Annotated in this window: 24 protein-coding genes and 1 pseudogene; 12 read left to right on the top strand and 13 right to left on the bottom strand. The window is 64.9% G+C overall.

The window, feature by feature from the left end:
• Positions 1 to 4: 4 nt before the first annotated feature.
• Together G6N36_RS04770 and G6N36_RS04765 are read left to right on the top strand one after the other, a co-directional pair.
• Positions 5 to 532, top strand: a complete 528-nt coding sequence (locus G6N36_RS04770) for a phosphate-starvation-inducible PsiE family protein (protein ID WP_163685386.1) — start codon at positions 5 to 7, stop codon at positions 530 to 532.
• Between the two features lie 32 nt (positions 533 to 564).
• The gene (locus G6N36_RS04765) at positions 565 to 1,386 is read left to right on the top strand and encodes an acyl-CoA thioesterase domain-containing protein (protein WP_163685384.1); all 822 of its coding nucleotides are present in this window, start codon (positions 565 to 567) and stop codon (positions 1,384 to 1,386) included.
• A 14-nt stretch (positions 1,387 to 1,400) separates the two neighbouring features.
• Here the strand turns inward: G6N36_RS04765 and G6N36_RS04760 are convergent, their stop codons facing one another.
• Positions 1,401 to 2,114: a hypothetical protein gene (locus G6N36_RS04760; protein ID WP_163685382.1), complete on the bottom strand. Its 714-nt coding sequence runs from the start codon at positions 2,112 to 2,114 to the stop codon at positions 1,401 to 1,403.
• Between the two features lie 139 nt (positions 2,115 to 2,253).
• Between G6N36_RS04760 and G6N36_RS04755 the strand changes: the two genes are divergently transcribed.
• From G6N36_RS04755 to G6N36_RS04735, 5 genes are read left to right on the top strand one after another with little or no spacing between them, the layout of a single operon-like run.
• Entirely contained in the window at positions 2,254 to 2,703 is a 450-nt protein-coding gene (locus tag G6N36_RS04755; RefSeq protein WP_163685380.1) for a helix-turn-helix transcriptional regulator, read from the top strand.
• A gap of 5 nt (positions 2,704 to 2,708) precedes the next feature.
• Entirely contained in the window at positions 2,709 to 3,119 is a 411-nt protein-coding gene (locus tag G6N36_RS04750; protein ID WP_179964716.1) for a VOC family protein, read from the top strand.
• Positions 3,120 to 5,474: an ATP-binding cassette domain-containing protein gene (locus G6N36_RS04745; protein WP_163685375.1), complete on the top strand. Its 2,355-nt coding sequence runs from the start codon at positions 3,120 to 3,122 to the stop codon at positions 5,472 to 5,474.
• Between the two features lie 17 nt (positions 5,475 to 5,491).
• Complete coding sequence (locus G6N36_RS04740) at positions 5,492 to 7,279, top strand: flavin-containing monooxygenase (RefSeq protein WP_163685373.1); 1,788 nt, start codon at positions 5,492 to 5,494, stop codon at positions 7,277 to 7,279.
• Positions 7,276 to 8,769 (top strand): flavin-containing monooxygenase, encoded by a 1,494-nt coding sequence (locus tag G6N36_RS04735; RefSeq protein ID WP_163685370.1) that lies wholly within the window; start codon positions 7,276 to 7,278, stop codon positions 8,767 to 8,769. Before G6N36_RS04740 ends, G6N36_RS04735 begins: the two co-directional genes overlap by 4 nt.
• Before the next feature lie 5 nt (positions 8,770 to 8,774).
• On the opposite strand, the gene G6N36_RS04730 is transcribed toward G6N36_RS04735, so the two are convergent.
• A complete protein-coding gene (locus G6N36_RS04730; RefSeq protein WP_179964715.1) occupies positions 8,775 to 9,209 on the bottom strand; it encodes a hypothetical protein in 435 nt (144 codons plus the stop codon).
• A 213-nt stretch (positions 9,210 to 9,422) separates the two neighbouring features.
• Here G6N36_RS04730 and G6N36_RS04725 point away from each other — a divergent pair, with 213 nt between their 5' ends.
• A complete protein-coding gene (locus G6N36_RS04725; RefSeq protein ID WP_163685368.1) occupies positions 9,423 to 11,045 on the top strand; it encodes a cation:proton antiporter domain-containing protein in 1,623 nt (540 codons plus the stop codon).
• Between the two features lie 812 nt (positions 11,046 to 11,857).
• Here the strand turns inward: G6N36_RS04725 and G6N36_RS04720 are convergent.
• The 4 genes from G6N36_RS04720 to G6N36_RS04705 form a co-directional block, all read right to left on the bottom strand.
• A complete protein-coding gene (locus tag G6N36_RS04720) occupies positions 11,858 to 13,276 on the bottom strand; it encodes a pyridoxal phosphate-dependent decarboxylase family protein (RefSeq protein WP_235689972.1) in 1,419 nt (472 codons plus the stop codon).
• Positions 13,277 to 13,565: 289 nt separating this feature from the next.
• Positions 13,566 to 14,378: an ATP-binding protein gene (locus tag G6N36_RS04715; RefSeq protein WP_163685366.1), complete on the bottom strand. Its 813-nt coding sequence runs from the start codon at positions 14,376 to 14,378 to the stop codon at positions 13,566 to 13,568.
• The gene (gene istA, locus G6N36_RS04710; RefSeq protein WP_163685364.1) at positions 14,375 to 15,928 is read right to left on the bottom strand and encodes an IS21 family transposase; all 1,554 of its coding nucleotides are present in this window, start codon (positions 15,926 to 15,928) and stop codon (positions 14,375 to 14,377) included. The genes G6N36_RS04715 and istA overlap by 4 nt, the downstream gene beginning before the upstream one ends.
• A 551-nt stretch (positions 15,929 to 16,479) precedes the next feature.
• On the bottom strand, positions 16,480 to 16,914 hold the full coding sequence (locus G6N36_RS04705; RefSeq protein WP_179964714.1) for a pyridoxamine 5'-phosphate oxidase family protein: 435 nt from the start codon (positions 16,912 to 16,914) through the stop codon (positions 16,480 to 16,482).
• 130 nt (positions 16,915 to 17,044) lie between these two features.
• On the opposite strand from G6N36_RS04705, the gene G6N36_RS29370 reads away from it, so the two are divergent.
• Positions 17,045 to 17,203: a hypothetical protein gene (locus G6N36_RS29370; RefSeq protein WP_170311106.1), complete on the top strand. Its 159-nt coding sequence runs from the start codon at positions 17,045 to 17,047 to the stop codon at positions 17,201 to 17,203.
• 21 nt (positions 17,204 to 17,224) lie between these two features.
• Here G6N36_RS29370 and G6N36_RS04700 read toward each other — a convergent pair whose 3' ends face one another.
• Together G6N36_RS04700 and G6N36_RS29745 are read right to left on the bottom strand one after the other, a co-directional pair.
• Positions 17,225 to 17,986: a dienelactone hydrolase family protein gene (locus tag G6N36_RS04700; RefSeq protein WP_163685360.1), complete on the bottom strand. Its 762-nt coding sequence runs from the start codon at positions 17,984 to 17,986 to the stop codon at positions 17,225 to 17,227.
• Positions 17,987 to 18,151: 165 nt separating this feature from the next.
• Positions 18,152 to 18,235 (bottom strand): annotated as a pseudogene (locus G6N36_RS29745) (3-oxoacyl-ACP reductase); the annotation flags it as partial.
• Positions 18,236 to 18,406: 171 nt separating this feature from the next.
• Here G6N36_RS29745 and G6N36_RS04690 point away from each other — a divergent pair.
• Positions 18,407 to 20,122: a GMC family oxidoreductase gene (locus G6N36_RS04690; RefSeq protein ID WP_163685358.1), complete on the top strand. Its 1,716-nt coding sequence runs from the start codon at positions 18,407 to 18,409 to the stop codon at positions 20,120 to 20,122.
• Between the two features lie 118 nt (positions 20,123 to 20,240).
• Entirely contained in the window at positions 20,241 to 21,050 is an 810-nt protein-coding gene (locus G6N36_RS04685; RefSeq protein ID WP_163685357.1) for an LLM class F420-dependent oxidoreductase, read from the top strand.
• A 9-nt stretch (positions 21,051 to 21,059) separates the two neighbouring features.
• Here the strand turns inward: G6N36_RS04685 and G6N36_RS04680 are convergent, their stop codons facing one another.
• The 4 genes from G6N36_RS04680 to G6N36_RS04665 all read right to left on the bottom strand — a co-directional run bounded on the left by G6N36_RS04680 (position 21,060) and on the right by G6N36_RS04665 (position 23,862).
• Positions 21,060 to 21,752, bottom strand: coding sequence for a helix-turn-helix transcriptional regulator (locus tag G6N36_RS04680; RefSeq protein WP_163685355.1), 693 nt, complete (start codon positions 21,750 to 21,752; stop codon positions 21,060 to 21,062).
• A 21-nt stretch (positions 21,753 to 21,773) separates the two neighbouring features.
• On the bottom strand, positions 21,774 to 22,178 hold the full coding sequence (locus G6N36_RS04675; RefSeq protein ID WP_163685353.1) for a nuclear transport factor 2 family protein: 405 nt from the start codon (positions 22,176 to 22,178) through the stop codon (positions 21,774 to 21,776).
• Positions 22,179 to 22,272: 94 nt separating this feature from the next.
• Positions 22,273 to 22,734: an SRPBCC family protein gene (locus tag G6N36_RS04670; protein ID WP_163685351.1), complete on the bottom strand. Its 462-nt coding sequence runs from the start codon at positions 22,732 to 22,734 to the stop codon at positions 22,273 to 22,275.
• Positions 22,735 to 22,785: 51 nt separating this feature from the next.
• Positions 22,786 to 23,862: a GGDEF domain-containing protein gene (locus G6N36_RS04665; protein WP_308205907.1), complete on the bottom strand. Its 1,077-nt coding sequence runs from the start codon at positions 23,860 to 23,862 to the stop codon at positions 22,786 to 22,788.
• A 498-nt stretch (positions 23,863 to 24,360) separates the two neighbouring features.
• Between G6N36_RS04665 and G6N36_RS04660 the strand changes: the two genes are divergently transcribed.
• Positions 24,361 to 25,272: an MBL fold metallo-hydrolase gene (locus G6N36_RS04660; RefSeq protein ID WP_163685347.1), complete on the top strand. Its 912-nt coding sequence runs from the start codon at positions 24,361 to 24,363 to the stop codon at positions 25,270 to 25,272.
• On the opposite strand, the gene G6N36_RS04655 is transcribed toward G6N36_RS04660, so the two are convergent.
• On the bottom strand, positions 25,266 to 25,820 hold the full coding sequence (locus G6N36_RS04655; protein WP_163685345.1) for a hypothetical protein: 555 nt from the start codon (positions 25,818 to 25,820) through the stop codon (positions 25,266 to 25,268). The genes G6N36_RS04660 and G6N36_RS04655 overlap by 7 nt on opposite strands.
• Between the last annotated feature and the right edge of the window lie 7 nt (positions 25,821 to 25,827).

Raw genomic sequence — 25,827 nt, 5'->3', positions numbered from 1 at the left:
GCGCATGGCCACAGCGACGAAGGGCGATGGCGACGAGGAAGAACGTCAGCAGTTCGCCGATCGCGCGCTCGGGTTTCTCGAAGACATCGTCTACTGGGCGATCGCCGTCGTCCTCGTCATCGGGTCGATTGCACTGCTCGTCGCCCAGTTCAACACGATGCTGGGCTTGCGGAGCGCACCGGCCAAGATCGTGATGCTGGAGGTGCTCGATGGCCTGCTGCTGATCTTCATCTTCGTCGAGCTGTTGTACGCGGTCCGCTCATGCCTTCGGTCGCGCGAGATCGTCGCGGAGCCATTCCTCATCGTCGGAATCCTGGCCTGTATCAAGGAGATTGTGGTGCTGTCGGTGGAAGCCGCCACGCTGCTCAAGGACGGGCCGCAGTTCTCGCGCGCGATCGTCGAGGTCGCCGTTCTTGGCGTGGCCGTACTGGTGCTGGCCGTGGCGGCCTATGTGTTGCGCGAGCGACGACGCAGCGATACCGACCCCGCCGAAGACGACGCACGCGACGAAGAAGACGCCGCTTCCGGCTGAGGGCCTTCGCCCGCCTGTGCGAAGATGCGCGAATGGCAACGGAATCCGCACATTTCACGCGAACCGAGGACGGCGGGTTCATCCCGACCCGCTTTGCGCTCAGCCATTGGGGCGACGACCATCTCAACGGACCCGCCGTCGTCGGGTTGACAGCGCAGGTGCTCGAAGCCCAGTGCGGATCGCCGGACTTCATGCCCACGCGCCTCACCGTCGACCTGTTCCGGGCGGCCCGCTCGGCGCCGACGAAGGTTGACGTCCGGGTCGTGCGCGACGGCCGCCGGGTGCGCAGTGCGGAATGCGATGTGCTTCAGGACGGGAGGGCGGTCGCACGCGCGACGCTGGTGCAGTACCGGCGCTCGTCCGCGCCACCGGGGGTGTTGTGGACGGCGCCGATACCGCACCCGTCACCTCCGCCTCCCGATGATCAGGTGGTGCCGTTCGTCGGCAGCGACGCTGCAGGTTGGACCCGCAGCCCGGGGGAGCACCAGAACGACTCGCGCAAGCGCTTCTACAACGACGGCATCAATGTGGTTGCCGGGGAGAACGTCTCGCCGTTTGTTCGAGCGTCGATGGTCGCCGAGGCCACCAGCCTCGTCACCAACCTGGGCACGGAGGGGATCGGATACATCAACGGCGACCTGACAGTCGCGTTATCCCGACTGCCGGTTGATGATTGGATCTGCATTCAGGGAGACTCGCATTGGGCTCGTGACGGAATCGCGGTCGGAACGGCAACCCTGTTCGACCACGAGGGTGCACTCGGCTCGGCAATGACGACAGCCGTGGCCAACCCGGCAGCACAGATCGATTTCGCCAGCAGGCCATTTCCCAGGACGGGCCTCAACTACGAGTAGCAGCTGCGAGTGCCTTACCAGCGGCTTGTGCTGCCGCGCTTACCGACTTCCGCTGAGGTGGGCGGTGTTACGGGTTTGGGCGCCACGCTGATCGGTGTGCGGGTGACGCCGATTTCCGGTTTCGGCGCTTGCGACCCCGAGCCGGCACCCGAGGACGGGTATTGGGGCCCGTACACCGGCGCGTCCGGTGCCGGTGGCGGCGGGGGAGGCGGTGGTGGTGGTGGGGCGGGCTGACTGGTCAATTCGGGTGCACCGCTGGTGGACGTCGGTTGCACGCTGCTGGGCGCCGGCTCCGTCGACGGAGTGTTCGTCGGCGCTTCCGGTCCGGGGCTGCGCAGGAGCAGGGGGATGAGTGCCAACACCACCAGCACGGCGATAACGGCCAGCAGCACGATCAGGCCGCGTTTGGTGCGATACCACGGCATGGGGGCGGCCTTGAAGGTCAGCGAGTCTGCAGGGGAGCCGGGGCGGCGGTCGAGGAACGGCTTGGCATAGGAGAAGGCGCTGGCGGCCTCTTGGGTGTCGGCGTAGTCCGTGAGGTCCGTGAGGTCATCGGCGTACTCGGGTTCGGCCTCGACGTAGTCGTCATAGTCGGAATATTCGTGCTCGACCACCGGGATCGGCTCGGTGACCGGGTCGTGATGACCGTAGCCTGCGAACCCGTTGTCGGGGTCGGGCGACGAATCGTCGTCGATATCCCTTCCCCACAGGGCGATGCGCTCGGCCATGCTGCGACTTTACCGTTCTCAGCTGCGGATAGCCGAAATCGGGATGGGCAGGATGAAAACCCCTTCACAACAACGACATTCAATCGAGCACGCCGAACGGTCCGCGTGGAGGCGTCGGGTGCCACGTAACATAGCGTGCATGAGTAGCGGGCCGGTCGACGAACAGCGCCTGCGCGACCTCAGACTGCTGCGCACAGTCCGCGACCGCATGGACCGCGAATACGCCCAGCCCCTGGACGTCGAGGCGCTCGCCCGTGGGGTGAACATGTCGGCCGGGCACCTGTCGCGCCAGTTCAAGAGCGCATACGGCGAATCGCCATACTCCTACCTGATGACCAGGCGCATCGAGCGGGCGATGGCCCTGCTACGACGCGGCGACATGTCCGTGACCGAGGTCTGCTTCGCCGTCGGCTGCTCGTCGCTTGGCACCTTCAGCACCCGGTTCACCGAATTGGTCGGTGTACCGCCCAGTACCTACCGCGTACAGACGGCCGGTGCGTCCGCAGGCCTACCTCACTGCGTAGAGAAGCAAGTCACCAGACCGATCAGGAATCGAGAAGCGCCTGCGATATCGCTGCACATAACGTGAGCGCCATGGACATCACCATCAACTCCAGCATGCTCCCGCACGACGACCCGGATGCCTCCTTGGCGTTCTACCGCGACACCCTCGGCTTCGAAGTCCGTCTCGACGTCGGACAGGGAAAGATGCGCTGGATCACGGTCGGCCCTCCCAACCAGCCCGCCACCAACGTCGTCCTCTATCCGCCGACCGCCACGCCGGGCCTTACCGAGGATGAACGCCGCCTCATCGCCGAAATGATGGCGAAGGGCACCTACGCCCAAATCAACCTGGCAACCAAAGACCTCGACGCGACCTTCGAGCGTGTCCAGGCCGGCGACGCCGAGATCGTTCAGGAGCCGACAGAGCAGCCCTACGGTGTGCGTGACTGCGCGTTGCGTGATCCCGCAGGCAACATGGTCCGTATCCAGGAGCTGAGCTGAGTGGGTCACGCCGCCGACAGCCACGACCTGATCCGCGTGCACGGCGCACGTGAGAACAACCTGAAGAATGTTCACGTCGAACTTCCCAAGCGCAGGCTCACCGTGTTCACCGGTGTTTCGGGTTCGGGGAAGAGCTCCCTGGTCTTCGACACCATCGCCGCGGAGTCGCAGCGGCTGATCAACGAGACCTACAGCGCCTTCGTCCAAGGCTTCATGCCGACGCTGGCACGGCCCGAGGTCGACGTGCTCGAGGGTCTGACGACGGCGATCATCGTCGATCAGCAGCGGATGGGCGCCGATCCGCGCTCCACCGTCGGCACCGCCACCGATACGGGCGCGATGTTGCGCATTCTGTTCAGCCGTCTGGGTAAGCCGCACATCGGTTCGCCCCAAGCCTTTTCGTTCAACGTCGCCTCGATCAGCGGCGCCGGCGCCGTCACCATGGACAAGGGTGGCCGGACCGTCAAGGAGCGCCGCGAATTCAGCATCATCGGCGGTATGTGCCCACGCTGCGAGGGACGCGGTTCGATCAACGACATCGACCTGACCGCGCTGTACGACGACACCAAGTCGCTCAACGAGGGCGCACTCACCATCCCTGGTTTCTCCATGGAGGGCTGGTACGGTCGAATCTTCAACGGCTGCGGCTTCTTTGACCCCAACAAGCCGATCAACAAGTTCACCAAGAAGGAACTGGACGCCCTGCTGCACAAGGACGCGACCAAGCTCAAGATCGACGGCGTCAACCTCACATACCTCGGGTTGATTCCGCAGATCAAGAAATCCTTCCTGGCCAAGGATGTCGAGGCGATGCAGCCGCATATTCGCTCCTTCGTGGAACGGGCAGTGACGTTCACGCCGTGTCCGGACTGCGGCGGCACCCGATTATCCGACACCGCGCGGTCGTCGAAGATCAAGGGCCGCAGCATCGCCGACGTCTACGAGATGCAGATCAGCGATCTGGCCGAATGGATCGGCGGCATCACCGACAAGTCGGTGGCCCCGCTGGTGAAGTCGCTGCAGCACACCGTCGACTCCTTCGTCGAGATCGGGCTGGGGTATCTGTCGCTCGGTCGGCCGGCAGGGACCTTGTCCGGCGGTGAAGCCCAGCGCGTCAAGATGATTCGCCATCTCGGGTCGGCGTTGACCGACGTCACCTACGTCTTCGACGAACCGACGGTGGGGCTGCATCCACACGACATCGCGCGCATGAACGAGCTCTTGCTGCAGTTGCGCGACAAGGGCAACACCGTCCTGGTGGTGGAGCACAAACCCGAGGTGATCGCAATTGCCGATCACCTCGTCGACCTGGGTCCCGGCGCGGGTGGCGACGGCGGCCAGGTCGTCTACGAGGGCACGATCGACGGATTGCGCAAGAGCAAGACCGTGACCGGACGCCATCTCGACGACCGCGCATCGCTCAAGAAATCGGTGCGCGCGTCGTCCCGCGCAATGGAGGTTCGCGGCGCGTCGACCCACAATCTGCAGAAGGTGGATGTCGACATCCCGCTCGGCGTGCTGTGTGTGGTCACCGGCGTCGCCGGCTCCGGCAAGAGCTCTCTGATCGGTGGCTCGATCGCGGGCCGTGACGGCGTTGTGGTGATCGACCAGGCGCCGATCCGCGGGTCGCGACGGAGCAATCCCGCGACCTACACCGGCTTGCTGGACCCGATCCGCAAGGCGTTCGCGAAAGTCAACGACGTCAAACCGGCGCTGTTCAGCGCCAACTCCGAGGGCGCATGCCCGACCTGTAACGGCGCCGGGGTGATCTTCACGGAGTTGGGTGTCATGGCCACCGTCGAGTCGCCGTGCGAGGAGTGCGAGGGCAAGCGGTTTCAAGCGTCGGTGCTGGAGTACACGTTCGGCGGTCGCAATATCGCCGAGGTGCTGGCGATGGCGGTGGCCGACGCGCTCGCGTTCTTCGGTGACGGCGATGCCGCCAACCCGGCCGCGCACAAGATCCTGGACCGCCTCACCGACGTCGGTCTGGGCTACCTCTCACTCGGCCAGCCCCTGACCACGCTGTCCGGTGGTGAGCGGCAGCGGCTCAAGCTCGCCTCGCAGATGGGGGACAAGGGCGACATCTACGTCCTCGACGAACCGACCTCGGGCCTGCATCTCGCCGACGTCGAACAGCTGCTGGGGCTGCTGGACCGCCTGGTCGATGCCGGTAGGTCCGTGCTCGTGATCGAGCATCACCAGGCGGTCATGGCACACGCCGATTGGATCATCGATCTCGGTCCCGGGGCCGGTCACGACGGTGGCAGGGTGGTCTTCGAGGGAACGCCGGCTGACCTCGTCGCCGAGCGGTCCACGCTGACCGGCAAACATCTCGCGGATTACGTCGACGCCTGACCGAGATTCGCGGCAAGATGCCGGGCGTGGAGTTCGACGTAGATGCGCTGCGGCAGAAATATGCCCAGGAGCGGGACCGCCGACTGCGCCCCGACGGCATCGAGCAGTACGTCGAGATCTCAGGCGTGTTCGCCGACTTCGCGACTGATCCCTGGAGCGATCGGGACTTCACCCGCGACCCGCTGGCCGATGAGGTCGATGTCGCGATCATCGGCGCCGGGTTCGGCGGGCTGCTCACCGGGGCTCGCCTGCGCGAACTCGGTGTACGCAGCATCCGGTTGATCGACAAGGCCGCCGACGTCGGAGGTACGTGGTACTGGAACCGGTACCCCGGTATCGCCTGCGACGTCGAGTCGTACGTGTACATGCCGCTGCTCGAGGAGCTGGGCTACGTTCCGACCGAAAAGTATGCGAAGGGCCCTGAGATCTTCGCGCATTGCCAGAGCATCGCCGAACACTATGACCTGTACCGCGACATCTGCCTGCAGACCGAGGTGCAGCAGATCCGCTGGGACGCCGAACGGCAGCGTTGGATCATCACGACCAATCACGGCGACAGCATGCGCGCCCGCTTCGTCGCGATGGCCAACGGATATCTTCAGAAGCCGAAATTGCCTGGCATCGAAGGAATTTCTGATTTCGCCGGGCACACGTTCCACACCAGCCGATGGGACTACGACTACACCGAACCCGACCTGGCCAATCTGGCGGACAAGAAGGTCGGGATCATCGGGACCGGCGCGACCGCCATCCAGTGTGTGCCGCACCTCGCCAGGGCCGTCAAGGAATTGCTCGTCTTCCAGCGCACCCCGTCGACCGTCGACGTGCGTGGTAATCGCCCAACCGATCCGGACTGGTCGGGGTCCTTGCAAGACGGATGGCAGCGCCGTCGCATCGAGAACTTCCAGTTGCTCACCGCGGGCGGTGAAGCCGACGAGGATCTCGTCGACGACGCATGGACGAGCATCGTCAAGAAGCTGTTCGTCATGCGGCAGACCCGTGTCGAGGGAATATCCGACGAAGACCGCTTGCGCGCAGTTGAATTGGCCGACTTCGCCAAGATGGAAGAGATCCGGGCCCGCGTCGATTCGATCGTGACGGATCCCGCGACAGCAGAGGCGCTCAAACCCTGGTACGGCTACTTCTGCAAACGGCCCTGCTTCCACGACGACTACCTTCAGTCGTTCAACCGGGACAACGTGACGCTCGTCGACACAAAAGGTAAGGGCGTCGAGCGCATCACCAGCCACGGTGTGGTCGTCGACGGCAAGGAACACAGCGTCGACTGTCTGATCTTCGCAACGGGTTTCGAGGTAGGCACGGACTACTCGCGGCGGACCGGCTTCGAGATCGTCGGCCGGGACGGGGTCACGATCACCGACAAATGGCAAGACGGTGTGCAGACACTGCACGGCCTCGCGGTCAACGGATTCCCGAACTGCTTCATCCTGTCGATCGCTCAATCCGGGTTCACGGTGAACTTCCCGTATCTGCTCGATGTGCAAGCGCGCCACACCGCAGAGGTCATCGCGTGGGCGTTGAGCAATGGCGCAGCGGAATTGGAGGCGACAGTCGACGCCGAATCGGCGTGGGTCGACACCGTGGTCGCACGTTCGGGGGCGAGCGCCGACCGCGCGAAATCCTGCACACCTGGCTACTACAACCGGGAAGGACAGGCGAACGCGAAGACGCGGCAAGGCAGCTTCTTCTACGGCACGCCAACCGAATACGCCGACATCCTCGAAGCGTCGCGCGCGAACGGCGCACCGGAAGGGTTCGAGATCCGCACAGGCATCCATCGATGAGGAGGCGTTACCTCATCGGTCGTCTTCGAGCGTTGACCCGCCGCGGCAGCTCTCCCCGGGTGGCGATCATCGGAGCCGGCTTCGGCGGGATCGCCGCGGCGGTTGCGTTACGACGCAAGGGTATCGACGACATCGTGATCATCGAACGGTCCGACGGCGTCGGTGGCACCTGGCGGCAGAACACCTACCCGGGCGCGGCGTGCGACATCCAGAGCCACCTGTACTCGTTCTCGTTCGCGCCGAACCGCCACTGGACCCGCACCTACGCCTACCAGCCCGAGATCCTCTCGTACCTGGAGTCGGTGGCCGATCGCTTCGACCTGCGCCGGCACCTGATGCTGGGGGCCGGCGTGCGCAAGCTGGTCTGGAGTGAGCAGCACAAGCACTGGGATATCGAGATCGCAGACGGCCGGAGCCTCGTCGCGGACGCCGTCGTCAGCGCGGTGGGATTGTTCGGCGCCGCACGCTATCCCGATATGGAGGGCATCGCGGAGTTCACCGGCGAGCTGATGCACACCTCGCAATGGGACGCGGGTGTCGACCTGACCGGAAAACGGGTCGCGGTCGTCGGCACCGGGGCCAGTGGCGTGCAGGTCATCCCGGAACTCGCCGCCATCGCGGGGCAGCTGACGGTCTTCCAGCGCACGCCACCGTGGATGGTGCCGAAGGAGGATCGACCCTACGGCCCCGACGAGCTCGCGCGCTTCCGTCGGCTCCCGTGGGCCGCTCTGCGTGAGCGGTGGCGGTTGTGGAAGCTGCAGCACGACAACACGGCGTTGACGCCCGAGCATCCACGAATGGCCGTGGTTCAGGAGTTGTCGGAGAACTTTCTGCGCCGCCACGTCGAAGACGATGCGATGCGTGACGCTCTGACCCCGCGGTATCCATTTCGGTGCAAACGTGTCCTGCTCGGCGAGAAGTATTATCTGGCACTGCAACACCCGCATGTCGACCTCGTGACAGATCCGATCCGGCGGGTCACTGAGTCAGCTGTCGTCACCGAGAGCGGCCGCGTCGTCAAGGTCGACGCCATCGTCTTTGCGACGGGCTTCGAGACGAGCAGTTATCTCGCGGGACTCGAGATCGTCGGGCTCGGCGGCGAAAGCCTGCATGACCGTTGGGGTCTGGATCCTCAGGCGTATCTCGGCGTCGCCGTGAGCGGTTTTCCCAATTTCTTCATGTTGTACGGACCGAACACCAACCAGGGCGCGAACTCGATCATCTACGTCCTGGAAGCCGGCGCGCGCTTGGTGGCCAGCGCGGTCTGCCGGTTGGCCGGGCACGGCGGCTATCTCGACGTGCGGCCAGACGTCGAAAGGCGATACAACGATCAGATTTCGGCCGACCTGGACCGGACAATCTGGACGCAGTGCGACAGCTACTACCGATCGCCCACCGGACGGATCGTCACACAGTGGCCGCACTCGGAATTGGACTACGCGAAGGCGACGTGGCGCATACGGTCACGAGATTGGCTGCACCACACCTGAGCGGATCAGGGTTTCTTGGGCGTCGGGCGGCCCTTCGACGACGTCTTGGCGGCCGGGGCTGACCCACGATTGGCCAGTCGTCCCAGAGTGGCCACACCGGGCAGTGACGACACGGCGCCATAGACCTCGTTGCCCGTCGCGACGAGTGCTTCCAGTTGCGGCAGCACCGCGTCCATCGTCCGGATCATCGGGTCGGCCAGCGCAAGGTAGCGCTCGGCACGGTCGATCGCCTGGTTGAGTCGCTCCGTCGCTATCGCGAGGTTTTCGATCAGATCGGGCAACTGAGCGGCGAGCTGTATCGAGGCGGGCGGGATGCGCAACGCGGCGCCTGCGGCGGACTGCGCCGTCTCCGCGGCCTCCCTCGCGGCAGCCTGCGCATTGTCCGCCGCCGCCTGCGCGGCCGCCAAGATGTCTTTCGGGCCCGGAACTTTGCTCGCCATCTGTCAACTGTGCCGCACGGCAATAGGACTGTCTGCGCTTTGGACAGATCGTCCGGTTTATGTCACTGTGACGTATTCAGCTGCGGCGCAGTGTCATTAGGGGAGAGACAGGGCAGCGATCCCGGCCTCCACACTGCTCGTGGCGATTGGAGCAGAAGAATCCGGTGTTTGCCGGGATACTTGTACAACTTCGCCGATAGCAAGGGGCCACGCGTGACAGTAGTCGCCATCTATCTCGTCATCACGTTCGGTCTCGGCGGGCTGGCGATGGCGCTGCGTCTGCCGCCCCTGGTCGGGTTCCTCGGGGCGGGGTTCGCTATCAACGCCCTCAATGTGGCGGACGTGCCGCAGCTGGATGTGCTGGCGGATTTGGGCGTCACGCTGCTGCTTTTCGCGATCGGCCTCAAGCTCGACGTTCGCATTCTGCTGCGCCGCGAGGTGTGGTTGACCACATCGGTGCACATGCTGGTCAGCGTTGTGTTCGGGGGTGTCGCCATGTGGCTGGGCGCCGTGGCCGGGGTCGCGATGCTGTCCGGGCAGAGCGTGCAGACGATCGCCCTGTTGGCCTTCGCGTTGTCCTTCTCCAGCACGGTGTTCGTGGTCAAGGTCCTCGAGGAGCGCGGTGAGTCGCACGCACTCTACGGCCGCGTCGCCATCGGCATCCTGGTCATGCAGGACATCGTCGCTGTCGTGTTCCTGACCGCCACCAGCGGTCACCTGCCCAGCCCCTGGGCGCTGACGTTGGTGCTGCTGTGGCCACTCACGCGAGTCGCGCGCAGGATCTGGACCCGGCTGGGCCACGGCGAAATGCAATCGCTGTTCGGGATCGTGATGGCGTTGGTGCCCGGGTATGCGCTGTTCTCCGCGGTGGGGCTGAAGGGCGACCTCGGCGCCCTGATCATCGGCGTGCTGCTGGCCTCGCACGCGGCGTCCTCCGAGCTGTCGCGTTCGCTGTTCCACATCAAGGAGCTGTTACTGGTCGGGTTCTTCGTCTCGATCGGCCTGACCGGTCTGCCGGATCTGCCGACCATCGGTGTCGCACTGCTGATGGTGCTGCTTCTGCCGTTCAAGGCCGGCTGGTACGTGCTGCTGTTATCGCGGATGAGGTTGCGGTACCGCACCGCACTGCTCGCCGGACTCGGGCTGATGAACTACTCGGAATTCGGGTTGATCGTCGTATCGGTCGGTGTTTCCGCAGGACTGCTGGCGGAGGCCTGGCTCGTGGAGATGTCGATTGCGGTGGCGATGAGCTTCGTACTCGCGGCACTGGTCAATGGTCGCGGACACCTCATGGTGGAGAAGATCGCCGCGCGGCTACCTGATCAGGACGAAAACACCCTTGTGCCCGAGGATCGACCCGCCGACGCCGGTGATGCAGAGGTCGTGGTGATCGGTATGGGCCGGGTCGGGTTTGCCGCCTACCAGCGCATGACCGAGCACTACGGGTTGCGGGTGATCGGAGTCGACTACGACGGGCCTCGAGTCCAGCGACTGGCCGCGGACGGCCATAACGTCATCGAAGGCGATGCGACCGACCTGGACTTCTGGCACGAATTACGGCATTCGGAGTCGGTGCGCATCGCCGTGCTGGCCATGCCGCGCCACGGGGCCAACGTCACCGCGCTGGCGTGTCTGCGCGAGTCCGGTTTCGACGGCAGGGTCGCCGCGGTCGCCCGGTACGACGACGAAGTCCAGTGGGCCAAAGAGCACGGCGTCGACATCGCCTTCAATGTCTATGCCGGCGCGGGTTTGGAGTTGGCCGACCAAGTGTCCAACGACGAGGCACCCCGCAGTCCTGCTCAACCAGCTGACGATGAGCCCCGAGGCGGACTGTAGATGGCTACTCAATAGCCCGGCGGCCCAAGGCATTTCATCACAGTGACGTATTCGACGGGTGCACAGTGGCGGTTATGTCCGTCCGTCGGCGGGGTCCGCTGGGGAGGGGCAGGGCCGACACGGCGTGCGAGATCGACCGGATGAGCCGGCGGCTTCGATCACGATGCCCTGAAGGTTGTTGTCACCCTTGAACTTCCACCGATGCGACAGCGCCCGGTGGCGATTTGCGTTGCGCGGCCCGGAGGTTCAGCTTTCATGCGTGAGTAAGCCGGGCCAAGGGCCACCATTACGTCACGGTGACGTAATGGTGGTGCGCAAGGAAGGGGCGGGGCCGACCGCGGAACCGGCGACTGACACCTGATGCGATGCTGGATGGCCGGATGGCCGCAGCGATTGTCAGATCCGGAGCGGCTCAACAAAGAGACCAGGGTGATAGCGCCACCAACAAAGGGCGGGAGGATCAGACGCCCGCAGATGCGTAGGTGGAACGCTTCCGCTCCTCTCACCTCCCTGCTCGACAAAGTGCCGATAAGCCACATTATGTCAAGTTGTAGGTTGATTGGTTATTCGCACCCGATATGCGCCTCAAACGGGCTCATCGTCGAGCTGGCCCAGTCCCCTGACCCGCGAAAGCATCATCACCTGGATGCGCCAAACCGGCCACCGCCACACTGCTCACCCTCATCGGAACCCGCGAACTGCAACTCATTCACGACGCCTTCGACGACGTACTGCCGCCATCGAAGGCCGTCGAGCACGTCACGTCCTCGAGGAATACCACGCCGAAGTCGACGCCGATCACCTTGCTTGTCTTACTCCTGCTGAGCGTTACGCGCCGCCGCCAGCGATCGGCGCAGCGCTTCAGCGAGGCGGTCGACGTCGTCGTCTGCAGTCGTCCAGTTGGAGAAGGACACGCGTACCGCCGCTCGACCGTGCCATTCGGTTCCCGCGACCCACGCCTCTCCGCTGCATCGCACGAGTTCTGCTACATGCCAGGTGCGCTCGTCGCTGTCGTCGGCACGGATCAGGACCTGGTTGAGCACCACGTCGTTGCATACGGAAAAGCCGTCCGTGGCTTGCATCATCTCGGCCAGGCGGCGGGCATGCTCGCAGCAGCGCTCGATCAGTTGTCGCAACCCCTGCCTACCTAGCGATGCGAACGCTGCGTAGACGGGTATCGCGCGTGCACGCCGGGACATCTCGGGCACGAGGACGCCGGGTTCGCGCTCGGCACTCGTGGGCAGATAGCTGGTGTTGGCGCCTAGTGCCGAGCGGGCAGCTTGGGGATCGGCGACAATGGCTAGGCCGCAGTCGTAGGGGACGTTGAGCCACTTGTGTGCGTCGGTCGACCAGGAATCGGCCAGCTCGACACCTCGAACGAGTGTCGACAGTCGCGGCGATGCGCAAGCCCACAGTCCGAATGCGCCGTCGACGTGAACCCAGCCGCCGTGCTCGTGGGTCGCCGCGACGATCTCTGACATTGGGTCGCACGCTCCGGAGTTCACGTTGCCGACCTGCGCGCACACGATGGCGGGGTCGGAGTCAGCGGCGAGCGCGTCGGCGAGCGCGTCCGCTCTCATGGCTCCTTGTGCGTCGACTGCTACACGCTCGACGCGGCGCGCTCCCAAACCGATCATCTGCAACGCCTGCAGTACGGAGGGATGGACCTCGTCGCCCACGAGTACGCGAACACGGGGCGCCTCGGCGAGCCCATCGGCCTCGACGTCCCAGCCTCGCCGCGCTAAGAGAACGTGCCGCGCGGAAAGCAACCCGACGACGTTTCCCGCCGTGGCTCCGGTGACGAACCCGACGGCCGCGCGTGTGGGCAGCCCGAGAGCTTCGAGAACCCAGCGCTCGGTGACGGCATCGATCGCAGCGCCGGCTGGCGACGACATCCGGCTGTACGCGGTCTGGTCCCAGGTCGATACCAGCCAGTCGGCAGCCAGCGCCGCGGGTAGCGTTCCCCCGACGACGAGTCCAAAGTAGCGGGGGCCGGCGCACGCAATCGTTGCGGGGCCGAGAGTGGCGGCTAACTGCTCGACTACCGACACCGCATTCGTGCCTTGGTCGGGCAGCGGCCCGCTCAGGGCATCGATGACCTCGTCGTAGCTGGTAATCGCATCGACCGGCCGGTGCGGGAGACCCGCCAGGTATTCGGTCGCCAGTTCCATCGCCCTTGGCAGAGCCGCGTACACGTGGTCGGTTCGAACCGGGGCAGAATGCTGATCCATTGAAACTATCCTTGTTCTCGAGTCAACCGTTGGTGTAGCGCAGTGCACCCCTAGGGAGGGATGTGCGCTCCAACGCCGACCAAGCAGAGACCATGCCGGCCGAGACCGGTGCTACGTGGAAGCTACACGGCCGGTACTCACGCGTGCACTCGCCGACCCTGCTTAGGCGGCTAACTTGCTTGGATGTCGCCTGCCAGGGTGATGGGACCTCTGGTTTGCCATGAGCATGGGACCGGGTTGTTCCGGTTGTAGGCCGTGTGTTGATAGTGGCCGAAGGTGTGGTTGCCGGTCAATCCGACGAAGTCGGAGGGGCCGGCTTTCGCGTCCCTGGTTTCTGGCGTTGCCGGTAGGACTCGCCTTCGACGACGAGTTCGTAGGCTGCTGATTGCAGTCGGTCCATCGCCGATTGGGCCAGCAGTGGGTCGGCCATCATGGTCAGGATCTCGGGTGGTTCGCGGTTGCTGGTGATGACGGTTGATGCGGCGCGGTGGCGTTCGACGATGATCTCGTAGAAGTCGGTGGTCTCGGTGGCCTCCAGGCGGTGCAGTGCGAGGTCGTCGATGATCAGTAGTTCGACGCGGTGCAGTTTGCGCATCTCGTCTTCGTAGCTGCCGTCCAGGCGTGCCCCGCGTAGGCGTTTGAACAGTTTGTCGGCGCGTTCGGTGTGCACGCTGTGGTGTTTGCGTACCGCGATGTGGCCTAAGGCGTTGGCCAGGAACGTCTTTCCGACTCCGACCGGTCCCATGACGAGGACGTTGTAGGCATCGGCGAGGAATCGCAGTGAGGTCAGCTCGGCCCACAACTGTTGATCGAACGCCACGGCAGCCGAGTCGTCCCAGGCGTGCAACTGCATCGCCGGGTCCAGGTGGGCGGCCTTGGCGCGACGCGCCGCGGATTCGCGGTCACGGCGGGTGACCTCATCGGCGAACAACAATTCCAGGAAGTCGTGGTGGGGCAGCCGGTTGGTGCGGGCCAGCGCCAACCGCTCGGGCAGCGTGTCGAGCAGCTGGCCGAGTTTGAGGCGGCGCATCAGGGCTTTGAGTTCGGCGGAGACTTCGATCGGTTTGACCGCCGGCGCGGCATCGGGACGTTGGGTGCTCATGAGGGCCTGCGCACCGCGAAATCCGAGCCGTCGCGGACGAACCGCGACGCCGCGCCGGGCGGTTTGGGTATCAGGGGTAGTTGTTCACCGCCGCCGCGGGTGCAGATCCGCTCGATGAGCCCGACGTCGATCACCTCGGCGTCCAGGGCGCGGCGGCACGCGTCGTCTACGTGCGCGGCGCCGTGGCGGCGCACCAGCCCCAGCAGCCGGTAGACCTGACGCATCTTGGTCCACGGCAGCGGATGCTCCAACACCGCGGCGGCGTAGACGCCGACATGGGTTCCGTGGGCGGCAGCTTTGCGCTGCAGGGCGTTTAGATCCCGCATGGCATAGACCGACACCTCGGCGGGAAGGTCGGCCGGATCAGTGTGTCGGCGGCCTGGGGCCACGGCCGGATGCACCTTGATCAGCTCACCACGCCAGTACAGCTTGACCGAGTGCGCATCGGCACGGGCGTCGATGCGCTTGCCGACCAGCTCCCCGGGCACGCTGTAGAGGGCCTTGGCGATCTGCACGTGGCGGTCGGGAGCCACCTTCGGATGCGTCCAGACCGGAACGTCGAACACCGTCTCAGGCACGGGCTTGAGCGCGGGCAACTCATCGGCGGAAAACACCTGCACCGGGCGCAGCCGGGTGGTGCCGTGAATACGCATCCCCGCGATGTCCGAACACCACAGCTGGGCGCGGTTGCGGCAATCATCGAGATCCCGGAAGTGCTCTCCGGCAAAGAAATTCGACCGCACATAGGACACCATGCGTTCCACCCGCGGCTTATCCTTCGGGCTGCGGACCCGCGCCGGATCGATCGCGAACCCACGCGACTGGGCGTACTCACGGAAGGAGTCGTTGAGCCGGGGCTCGGTCGCGTGCGCGGTGGTGACGATGGCTTTCATGTTGTCGGGGATCACCACGGCGAACACTCCGCCGAAGAACGCCCACGCCGCTTCGAACCCGGCGATCACATCAGCCAAATTCTGGCGGTAGGTGGGCCAGACGAACATGTGCCGCGAGTACACCGCGGTGAAGATCAACCCGTGCACCACCCGACGGCGGCCATCGCTGATGTCGGTGAGCATGCCGAGCCGCCCGAAGTCGACCTGCACCTCCGCGCCCGGTTCGCAGTCGGCCACCGGCACCGTGGCCTGGCGCCGACCGAAATCCAATTCCGTTGTGGCATAACGGTGCAACGTCCGATACGACACCACCACACCCCGGCGCCCCAACAAGGTGTGGATCTTGGTCAACGTGAGCCCGTCTTTGAGCCACGTCTTGATCTGGTCATGCTCGGCGGCGATGGTTTCCCATGCCAGGCTCTTGCCGGCCGGCCGGTGCGGGCGCACCCCGGCAATCACCGCCGCGATCAACTCATCAGTGAGCTGACCGTCTCCGCCGTCGCGGTCGAGCCCGCAGGCCCGTGCACGGTCGACGTACCTGCGAACGGTTTTGCGGTCAGTCCCCGAGAGCCGGGCCACCTCCCGCAACCCCAACCCCTGCAGCCACAGCCGCAGCATCTCCACAATCTCGATCACCGATACCTCCCGGTAGCTCATTGGGCCAATACAGCGGCCCAACAACCGGAAGAACCCACGCCACGCCGGGGTGGTCCCATAACTGGCAAACCAGCCAGCCAGGTGGTCCCATCAATGACAAACAGGTGGTCCCATGCTCATGGCAAAACCAGCCCTAAAGTGGTCCCATTCACCTGGCAGCTGACACTTGGACCCGGGCGGCAATCCGCCCGGCCTCTTGCCGACCTCCGCGCCTTCTCGTCATTTCAGCTGCGTTGCAAAACCCTTCCACCCATTGCCTTTAGCGGCGTTCGGTGCTTGGCCGGCCAGGAATACGGCCGAATCGAATATGGCGGGTCACCAGTAAACTACGACGTTTTCATCTGATGAATCAGGGACGCAGGGGGTGCCTCGTTCATGTGTTCGCCCCCAAGGGCGATTTGCCTCTGCGACGGTGGGTGCCAGGCGTTATCTTCGTCCAGCGCAACACGACCGGTATGAGGGGCCGTAAAAGGACAACCGACAACCTCTGTGAACATTCACGACATCATTTAGACCGGACAACCCATCACCACAAACGAGCCAAACCGCAATTAGGACTCTTTGGAGTAGTCGACGCTGAGCCAGCGCTCGGGTCGCATCCGGAACAAAAGCGACTCAGCGTCAGGATTTTCCCTGGCGAACGACTCTGTGAACGCGTTGCCCCCCTCCTCGCCGAGATAGCGAACGGCGATCGCTCTCATGGTCGCGTCGTCGGCTGTCTCGATCGAGGTCACTGACCCTTCGGCAGTGACGTAGCGGTATGGATAGGTCTCATCTTGAGCAGTGATGGAGAAGCGGCCGGCAGCGGTGATGAGTCGAGCTTTGAGCGACCCCGCCAAGCTGGAGACGAGAACCTCGCCGCCGGGCTCGAAGGCATACCAGATCGGTACAGACAGCGGTGCGCGATCAGGGCGTTCGACGGCAACGACACCAACGTGCAGATCGGCCAGGTAAGTCTCGCGTTCCGTGCTGGTCATTTTCGACATGATCTGACCAACCCCGTGTCCCCCGGCACGATTCCCGAACTCAGGCGCGAGACTGCCCACGTTCATAGATCGAGGACGATGCGGAGTGTCGCATCAACGCGGCACCATGGCGCGGGCGGACAATAGCCGTATGTCCACCGCTCTGTGGATTCTTGTTGCGGTGCTTGCCGTCGGCATCATCGTCGGCGGCTTGTTGCGGATACGTGCCTGGTTGCGGCGGCCGGCCCCGCCCGAGATCATCGACGCGGCGCGCCGTCGGAACGAGCAGGACGATCGCTCCCCTGATTGACAGGTTCAATCAGGACCCGACTCAACTGCCGTCGGGTTGGCGTATCGCGTCATCGAACAGATCCAGCACCGCCCGCCACGCCCGTCGCTCATGGGCGGCGTGATGCCCTACTCCTGGGACCGTGGCCACCGGGTGGTCCGGGGTGCCCTCATCGGCCGACGACATCGGATCGGCCCAGAAGGCGTGTTGAGCGCCACCATAAACGTGGACGTACCAGTCCCTTCCGGCCTCCTGCAACGCGGATGCGAATGACGTCAGCTGCTCGGGGGTGCACAGCGGATCCTCGGAACCCGTGCACAACAGAAACGTCGCGCCGACGTCGGTCCAGTCGTCGGCGCAGGCGGCCGGCAAGGCCGGGTGGACGACGGCGACCGCGACGAACGGCGTGCCCGTTCTGGCGAGTTCGAGAACGATGCGCCCGCCGGCGCCGTATCCGAGCGCCGCGAGACGCGTCGTGTCGACGCCAGGAACGGCGAGGAGGGCGTCGAGCCCCGCACGACCTATCGCGTGCATGCGGGCGGGGTCGGCCAGCAGCGGCATGACCCGGTCCAACATCGCCTGCGGTTGACCGAAATACGTTCTGCCGGCGTGGTAGTCCAACGCGAGCGCGACGTATCCCCGCTCGGCGAGGATGTCGGCGCGGCGACGTTGATAGTGCTCGAGACCGACTCCGTCGTGACCGATCAGCACAGCCGGCCACGGCCCCTCGCCATCGGGGTGAGCCAGGTGGGCGATCATCGTCAGTCCGTCGACGTCGTACTCGACCTCTTGGACCACGATCATGCACTCACCGTAACGCGCGACCAGCGACGCCGTCGTCGGTTTCGCGCTCGGCGAATCGCGCCCTCAACGCCTACCGACGACCGTAGCAAAACTCCTGAATAGCACAGTGGTGCAGCGACTTTGGAGAACGTCAAAGTTAATACTCCGGGAGTTCGTATCGACTGTTCACGCGGTCGTGGCGATCCCACCGTCGACGGGAACGACGGTGCCCGTGAGGTTGGCACCTGCCCGACTGGAGAGGAAGACGGCGACCCGCGTTGCGAGTTGGCTGATTACCACTTGCGCCCTTTCTGCTCTCGGGTTGAGGGAGATCACTTCTCCCTTCCAAGTGGGCTCTTCGCGTCTGTATTCCAACAGCTCTGTCGACTTAGTCGTCCCCCGTGTGCGATCGTCGAATGCCGTATCGACTCATGGAGGAAGGTGAATCCCGTCGTCAGCCCAGCCGAATTCGATTTCATCATCGTGGGAGCAGGCAGTGCGGGCTGCCTGCTGGCGAACCGGCTCAGCGCCGATCCCGACCACCGGGTGCTCTTGATCGAGGCCGGCGGTACGGACGACTGGTTCTGGATCAAGGTGCCCGTGGGCTACCTGTACACGATCGCCAACCCCCGCACCGACTGGTGCTTCACGACGGAGGCCGACCCGGGGTTGGCCGGGCGCAGCATTCACTACGCGCGCGGCCGCGTGATCGGCGGCAGCTCGTCGATCAACGCGATGATCCACATGCGCGGCCAAGCCTCTGATTACGACCTGTGGGCGCGGGCGACCGGTGACGACCGTTGGCGCTGGGGTGGCTCGAACGGTGCTGGCGAGACGCTGGCGATCTACCGGGAGCTGGAGGACTACTTCGGCGGCTCCGACGAGTGGCACGGCGCCGGTGGTGAGATTCGCGTCGAGCGGCCCCGGGTGCGCTGGAAGATCCTGGACGCCTGGCAGGCGGCCGCTGCCGAGTTGGGCATCTCCCCGATCGACGAGTTCAACCGCGGTGACAACTCCGGAAGCGCGTATTTTCACGTCAACCAAAAGCGCGGCCGTCGCTGGTCGATGGCCGACGCGTTCCTGCATCCCGTCGCGCATCGACCGAATCTCACCATCTACACCCACACCCAGGCCTTGAAGCTGCTGACGGACGGTCGAGTCCTCGACCATCAACGTCGCGGTGCCTGGACCACAGCTCAGCGCCGCGCGACCGGCGTGCGGCTGCTCAAAGACGGCCACATCATCGACGTTCAGGCGCGCCGAGAGGTGATCTTGAGCGCCGGAGCTATCGGGTCGCCACAGCTTATGCAGGCATCTGGTCTGGGCCCGGCCGGGCTGCTTACCCAGCATCAAATACCTGTGGCTGTCGACCTGCCGGGTGTGGGCGAAAACCTCCAGGACCATCTCCAGCTTCGGACGATCTACCGGGTCCGGGGCGCCCGCACCGTCAACACGCTGTACCGCAATTGGATCACCCGTGCCGGTATGGGACTTCAGTACTTGGCGCTGCGCTCAGGGCCCATGACGATGCCGCCTTCCACGCTGGGAGCTTTCGCCAAAAGCGAACCCGCGCTTGCCAGTCCCGATCTGGAGTGGCATGTGCAGCCCCTGTCGTTGGCCAAGTTCGGCGAACCTCTGCACCCGTTCGGAGCGATCACTCCCTCAGTCTGCAATCTGCGCCCCAGCTCGCGTGGCCATGTCCGCATAGCCAGTGCAGATCCGCTGACCTACCCCAAGATCTCGTGCAACTACCTGTCCACCGACGCCGATCGTCAAGCTGCCGTATGCGGCCTCCGGATGACCCGACAGATCATGGCGGCGCCGTCCCTTGCCCGCTATCGCCCAGAAGAATTGCTTCCCGGCCCGCAACTGGTGAGCGACGAGGACCTGCAGGCGGCGGCCGGTGAACTCGGCACGACCATCTTCCATCCGGTGGGTACCTGCGCGATGGGATCCTTTGACGCACGGGGCCTTCCGCGGTCGTCCGAGGCAGTGCTAGACACCGACTGCCGCGTGTACGGCGTCGCCGGCCTTCGAGTGGCTGACGCTTCGGCGATGCCCACGATCACGTCCGGCAACACCAACGCGCCGGTCATGTTGATCGCCGAGCGCGCAGCGCGGGCCATCCTGGCTGAGTCGGTCGCAATGTCACTCTGACAGCGTCGTTGCGCACATATATCCATGACGGCGCCCTCAGAGTGACACTGCGTCAGGAATAAACCCCGGACTCGATGACTTGGCTCAAGAGTCGCCCACTCCCGACTCAGGAGCATCCATGACCCGTCCCGTTCGCGTCGCCGTGCAGATCCAGCCCGGCGGCGCGCCCGACTACCGCACATGGCGCGACGCCGTCCTGGCGGCCGACGACCTCGGTGTCGACGTGATCTTCGGCTACGACCACTTCCACCGCCCGGCGATGAAGGCCCTCGTCGACGGGAAGCCCGTCCTGTTCGACGAGCAGCCCGACGTCTCCAACTTCGAGGGCTGGACCGCGCTCGCGTCGTGGGGCGAGATCACCTCACACGCCGAGATCGGACTCCTCGTCACCGGCGTCGGCTACCGCAACGCGGACCTGCTCGCCGACATGGCCCGAACCGTCGACCACATCGGCGGAGGCCGACTCATCCTGGGCCTCGGCGCGGGTTGGTACGAAAAGGACTACACCACCTACGGTTACGAGTTCGGGACCTTCGGCTCCCGTTTCGATCTGTTCGACGAGAGCCTGATTCGCATCGAGAACCGGCTCGCTGCACTGATTCCGCCACCTACGCGTAAGGTCCCCATCCTCATCGGCGGCACCGGGCCCAAACGCTCGCTGCCCGCCGTGGCCCGGCACGCCGATATCTGGCACGCGTTCCAGGAGCTGGACGCGTTCCGCAGGCTCAGCGACCGCGTCGACGAACTCGCAGCGGCATTCGGGCGCAACGGCGCCGATATCGAGCGCTCGACGCTGTGGGAGAACGCTGACAGCGCCGATGCCTTCCGCGAGGCAGGAGTCACTTTGTTCCAGACCGAACTCACGGCCGACAACGGTTACGACATCGCGTCTCTCAAGCAGATACTCGCGTGGCGGGACAACGGATAACCACGACCATCACCCGAGCCGTCGCGTCCGCCACCGCGACAGGTCCGCGTCCAGCACCGCTGGATCGCGTTCGGGAAACACCTCTGCGGTGATCTCCAGGTGCCGGATGCGGTCGAGGTGAAATCCGCGGATGCCTTCACGCAGCCGACACCATCCCACGAACATCCACGAATCACCTCCGCGCAGCAGACCCATCGCCTCCACGTCACGGGTGGTATGGGTCTGGCCGTCCTCGGAGGTGTAGTCCAGCCGTATGACCCTGCGCGCGGCGATCGCCTCGGGAATCAGCGAGATCGCCGCCTCGGACGGCGGCTGGGCGTCGATGACGAACATCGACGCCAAGGCCTCATCCACTGGCACGAGCTGATCCTCGCGGCTGATCGCGAGAACCTTGGCCCGCGCCCGACGCGCCGCCGCGCCATACGGCGAGTTCTCCAGCAAGCCAAGCCCAGCCAGCACCGCCAGCGACTCCGGCACCGTGAGATTCAGCGGCGGCAGCGAATGTTCCCGCAAAATCGAATACCCGCCCGACACCCCGTAGTCGGCATAGATCGGGACCCCCGCGAGTTGGAGCGACTGGATGTCGCGCTCAATCGTGCGCTTCGAAACCTCGAACTCCTCCGAGAGCCGGGCGGCCGACAATGGCCGACGTGATCCCCGAAGCAGATCGACCAGCGCGTACAACCGCTCGGCTCTCCGCATGAATATGAGTCTCCCCCGCTCTCAGGTGAGGTGCGCGCGAGTCCCTCCCACCGACCACACTTCGCGGATCAGCCCATCCTCGGTGAAGTCGAAGACATCGACCCCGCCCGCAGCGACCTCCCCTTCTCGCACGTTCCACAGCATCCGTCCGTGCGCGCCGTCCACGGCCCGCGCGACCTCCGTGAACACCACATCCGGATGTAGCTCGCGATACGTGTCCAGGAATCGAGCGAAACTCTCCGCACCCAGCACGTCGTCGCCCGGGTTCGACCCGTCGGTGTCGGAGTTCAAGAAGTGAATGCGGAAATCCTCGCTGCAGATCCGGCGGGCGATCTCGCTGTCCGTGTTCCACATCTCTAACCACACCGCTAGTGCTGCATCCGCTGCGGCCCAGTTGGTATGCACCATGTCCGCGTTCTCATTCATGGGATCAGCCTCGGACACAGTCGCGACAACGGTATGTCGGTGTTTGTGCGCCATGTCGTGGGCGTGACGCAGCGCGGAGAGTTCTATTACGCCATCAGGACGACATCTCAGCGAGTCGAGCGAGCGTATCCGTCAGCTGGTCCTCGGTGACCAGCGGGAACTTCACCTTCTTCAGAAGCTCCTTGTCGGTGACCTTCGACCAGTCGTAGGTATGGCGAACCAGCGTCTCCCCGGGCCCCTGCGGCTCCAATTCCCACAGCCACTCCCACCCGGGAGGCTCGGTTCCGGCGGGCGCCGTCTTCCATGCCAGCAGCTTGTCTTTCACGTAGCCGGACACGTGATTGTCGGTCTTGTACTCGCCGCCCATGTGGTCGCCCTGCATGTTCATCGTGAACACCTCGCCGACTTTCTGTATCCGATCGGCGTGGTCCACACTGCGCACAAACCCCGAACCATCGAGCGCCGGGTGCCGCTCAGGATTGGAAAGGACGTCGAAAATAGCCTCGACGGGTGCCGCGATGGTTCTTTCGACGGTGACCTTCTGGTTGTTGCTCATACCTCCACACTGCCCAAAACTGCCCGATCCCACACGTCGCGTAGGGCGGGCTCAACTTCCCGCTGCGGGCAGCAGCGTCGGATAGTGACACACCCGATTGCCACCCGCGCGCTTGGCCTCGTACATCGCCGTGTCAGACGTGCGGATCAGATCGTTGATGAGTTGGAGGTTGGCGCTGGCCGAGTCCGTGTCGAGCGGGGCGGCCGCCGTACCGATACTTGCTGTCACCGGAAAAGGAATTCTGGCGATGGCCTGCCTTAACCCCTCGGCCAGTTTGGCGGGGTTCGGAGCGGTATCGATGTCGGCGACCACGAACTCTTCGCCACCCACCCTGCCGATCACCGCAGTGGCGCGGCAGTTCTCGCGAAGCGCCGCGCCAACGCTGACCAGCGCCTGATCCCCCGCGGCGTGGCCTCGAGTGTCGTTCAGTTGCTTGAAGTTATCCAGGTCGATCATCGCCATCACTACGTAAATCCCCGCAGGACTCTGATGAAGCATCATGAGTTCGTAGACCGAGTTGTGGAACGAACGCCGATTCAGGAGCCCGGTGAGCGGATCACGATCCGAGCCCCGCAGATCGGAGCGAAACGTGTGCACCAACGACAGGATTCCAAACGGCACGCCGATATTGAGCGACGCGACCGTGACCAGTGTGGCAATCGTCAGCGCGACGTCACCGGTGGTGGTGATGAGTCGGAAGGCCATGATCGTCGAGCACACCGCGGCCACGGCAAGGTTTGCGACGACGAGGCCAATCGTGTGGAAGTAGGCGGCAAAACCGCCGATGACGGCGAAGGTCGCGCACGCACCCAGCGCAGGGTACGGATTGGAAAACGTAAAGCAGGTGGCCGCAATGGCCACCGTAGCCATCGTCGAAAAGATCACGGACTGCCGCCGCGTAGGCCAACGAAGCAGCCAGAGGAGTCCACCGGCGATAGCGACCGCTGCCGCTGCGACAGCGAGCGCGGCCCGCGCGGGATTGTCCGGCCCGAACGGACTCCACAGCATGACGATGGGCAGCGCGGCTGTGGTCACGGTGAAGCCGAACGTCGCGCGGCGCCACAGCACCTGCAGCCCACGCTCATTCAGATAGGCACTGAGCCAGTCGTATTGATCAGGCTGCTTCAACCAACGCTTAGACCGCGAGGCCATCCCCCACCCCCAGACCTGAATCGACCTTCCGACAAAAGCTTGCTGCCCGAGCGGCGATCGGCATCGCGGCTAAGAGCACGGTGGAGAGTGGAGGGTGGTCGGACTGGATGACGCCAGCGTATCGTCCCGCAATCCTCCGGTGCACGGCCATCCCCCAGACAGCCTGGCAAGCGCACCCGCTCGACTCCCCCCAGCAACGCATATGCGAGCTTCTGGGTTTCTGTGGACCCCGTAATGCGGGCGGCTGCCAGGCGGATACACGAAGCCGGCGATAGTTCGCAGCTACCACATCTTTGGTTTGCCAGCAGTTGCCGGCGTTGGTTGCGGCAATGCGGCAGCGCCTCCCAGACCGCCCGGCCGGCCGAGTTGACTCGGACGCAGCGGAAAAGCCCAAGCGGGGTGGATGAATTCCGACGCCCGAGGGCGTTCCCGGGGAATGACAGGTCATTTCGCAGGTCAGCCCAAGGAGAACTCATGAGCGTGGACAGCATTTCACTCGGCAGCACCGGCCTCGACGAACTCGTTCCGTCGCGGTACGCCGTACAGGTCGGCGACATCGAGGTGTTGGTGATCAGCGATGGCGTGCTACCCATCACGGCCAGGACAATGGCGACGAACGCCGACCCGACCGAGTACGGGAACTGGCTCGACGGCCAGTTCCTGCCCCAGGATGTGCTCGACTGGCCGCTGAACGTGGTCGTCGTGCGCAGCGGCGGCCGGACCATCCTCGTCGACGCGGGCCTTGGCGTGGAGTTCCCCGACTTCCCTCGGGCCGGGAAGACGGTCCACCGACTGCAGGCCGCAGGCATCGATCCGTCGGCCGTGACCGACGTGGTGCTCACCCACCTTCACATGGACCACGTGGGCGGGCTCCTCACCGTAGGACTGAAAGAGCGGCTGCGCTCCGATCTGCGGGTTCACGTGGCGACCCGTGAGGCCGAGTTCTGGGAGGCGCCCGATTTCTCCCGCACCGACATGCCGGCGCCGGTGCCGGGTGCGCTCCGACAGATCGCCTCGCGATTCCTGACCGAATACCGAGGCCAGATCAAGACGTTCGAGACGGAGTACGAGATCGCGCCGGGCGTGCTCGTCGCCCGCAATGGAGGCCACACCCCCGGCCATAGCATCGTGCGCCTCGCGTCCGGTGGCGATGCGCTGACATTTGCCGGCGACTCCGTGTTCGCGCCCGGATTTGACAATCCCGAGTGGCACAACGGATTCGAACACGATCCTGTGGAGTCCGCCCGTGTCCGGATCGAGCTGTTGCGGGAGCTGGCCGCGAAGGGAGAGGCGATGGTGGCCACCCACCTGCCGTTCCCATCGGTCTGCCATGTGGCGACCCACGGCGACGTCTTCCGCTGCGTACCCGCCAGCTGGGACTATTGACCACCCGCCGCATCCTCCCGAGCGGATTCACGGCGCGCCAGAACCACATGCCGAGCCATCGCCATAGCGGCCAAGCCTGCAGCGGCCGCGGATAGGACATGCCAGGCGCCGTGAAACTGCCACGGGCTGTCGGGCCGGCACAGCGGCGAGCCGGAACGACCTGCGACGTAGGCGATTAGAGCGATCGCGAGGATGGCAGCCGCCGCCAACCACACTCGCCACTCACGTCGAACCGTGAACGCCAAACCGGCAACATACACCATCGCCATCGCGATGATCGGCCAGTCGTGCGCAGTGCCCGCCCATGGCGGCTGAGGGCCGTGATAGATGACGCTGCCAGCACCCACGGCCACGAGCACCACTCCGGCGGCCGCTGCCAGTGCTCCCCTGGCTCGCACCGCCGATGCCAGCACTGCCAGACCCACGACAACGTAGGCCAGGCTGGTGACCGCGAGAACCGGCTGGGCCCACGTGGCGTGCACGACGCGCTCGCAGTCCGACTGCCCGATACCCGCCGCAGCCGCCCACATCTGCACGACGATAGTCATTGCGCGG

It is taken from the genome of Mycolicibacterium gadium (assembly GCF_010728925.1).
Lineage (GTDB): Bacteria > Actinomycetota > Actinomycetes > Mycobacteriales > Mycobacteriaceae > Mycobacterium > Mycobacterium gadium.
This window is presented reverse-complemented; position numbering and strand designations above follow the sequence as displayed.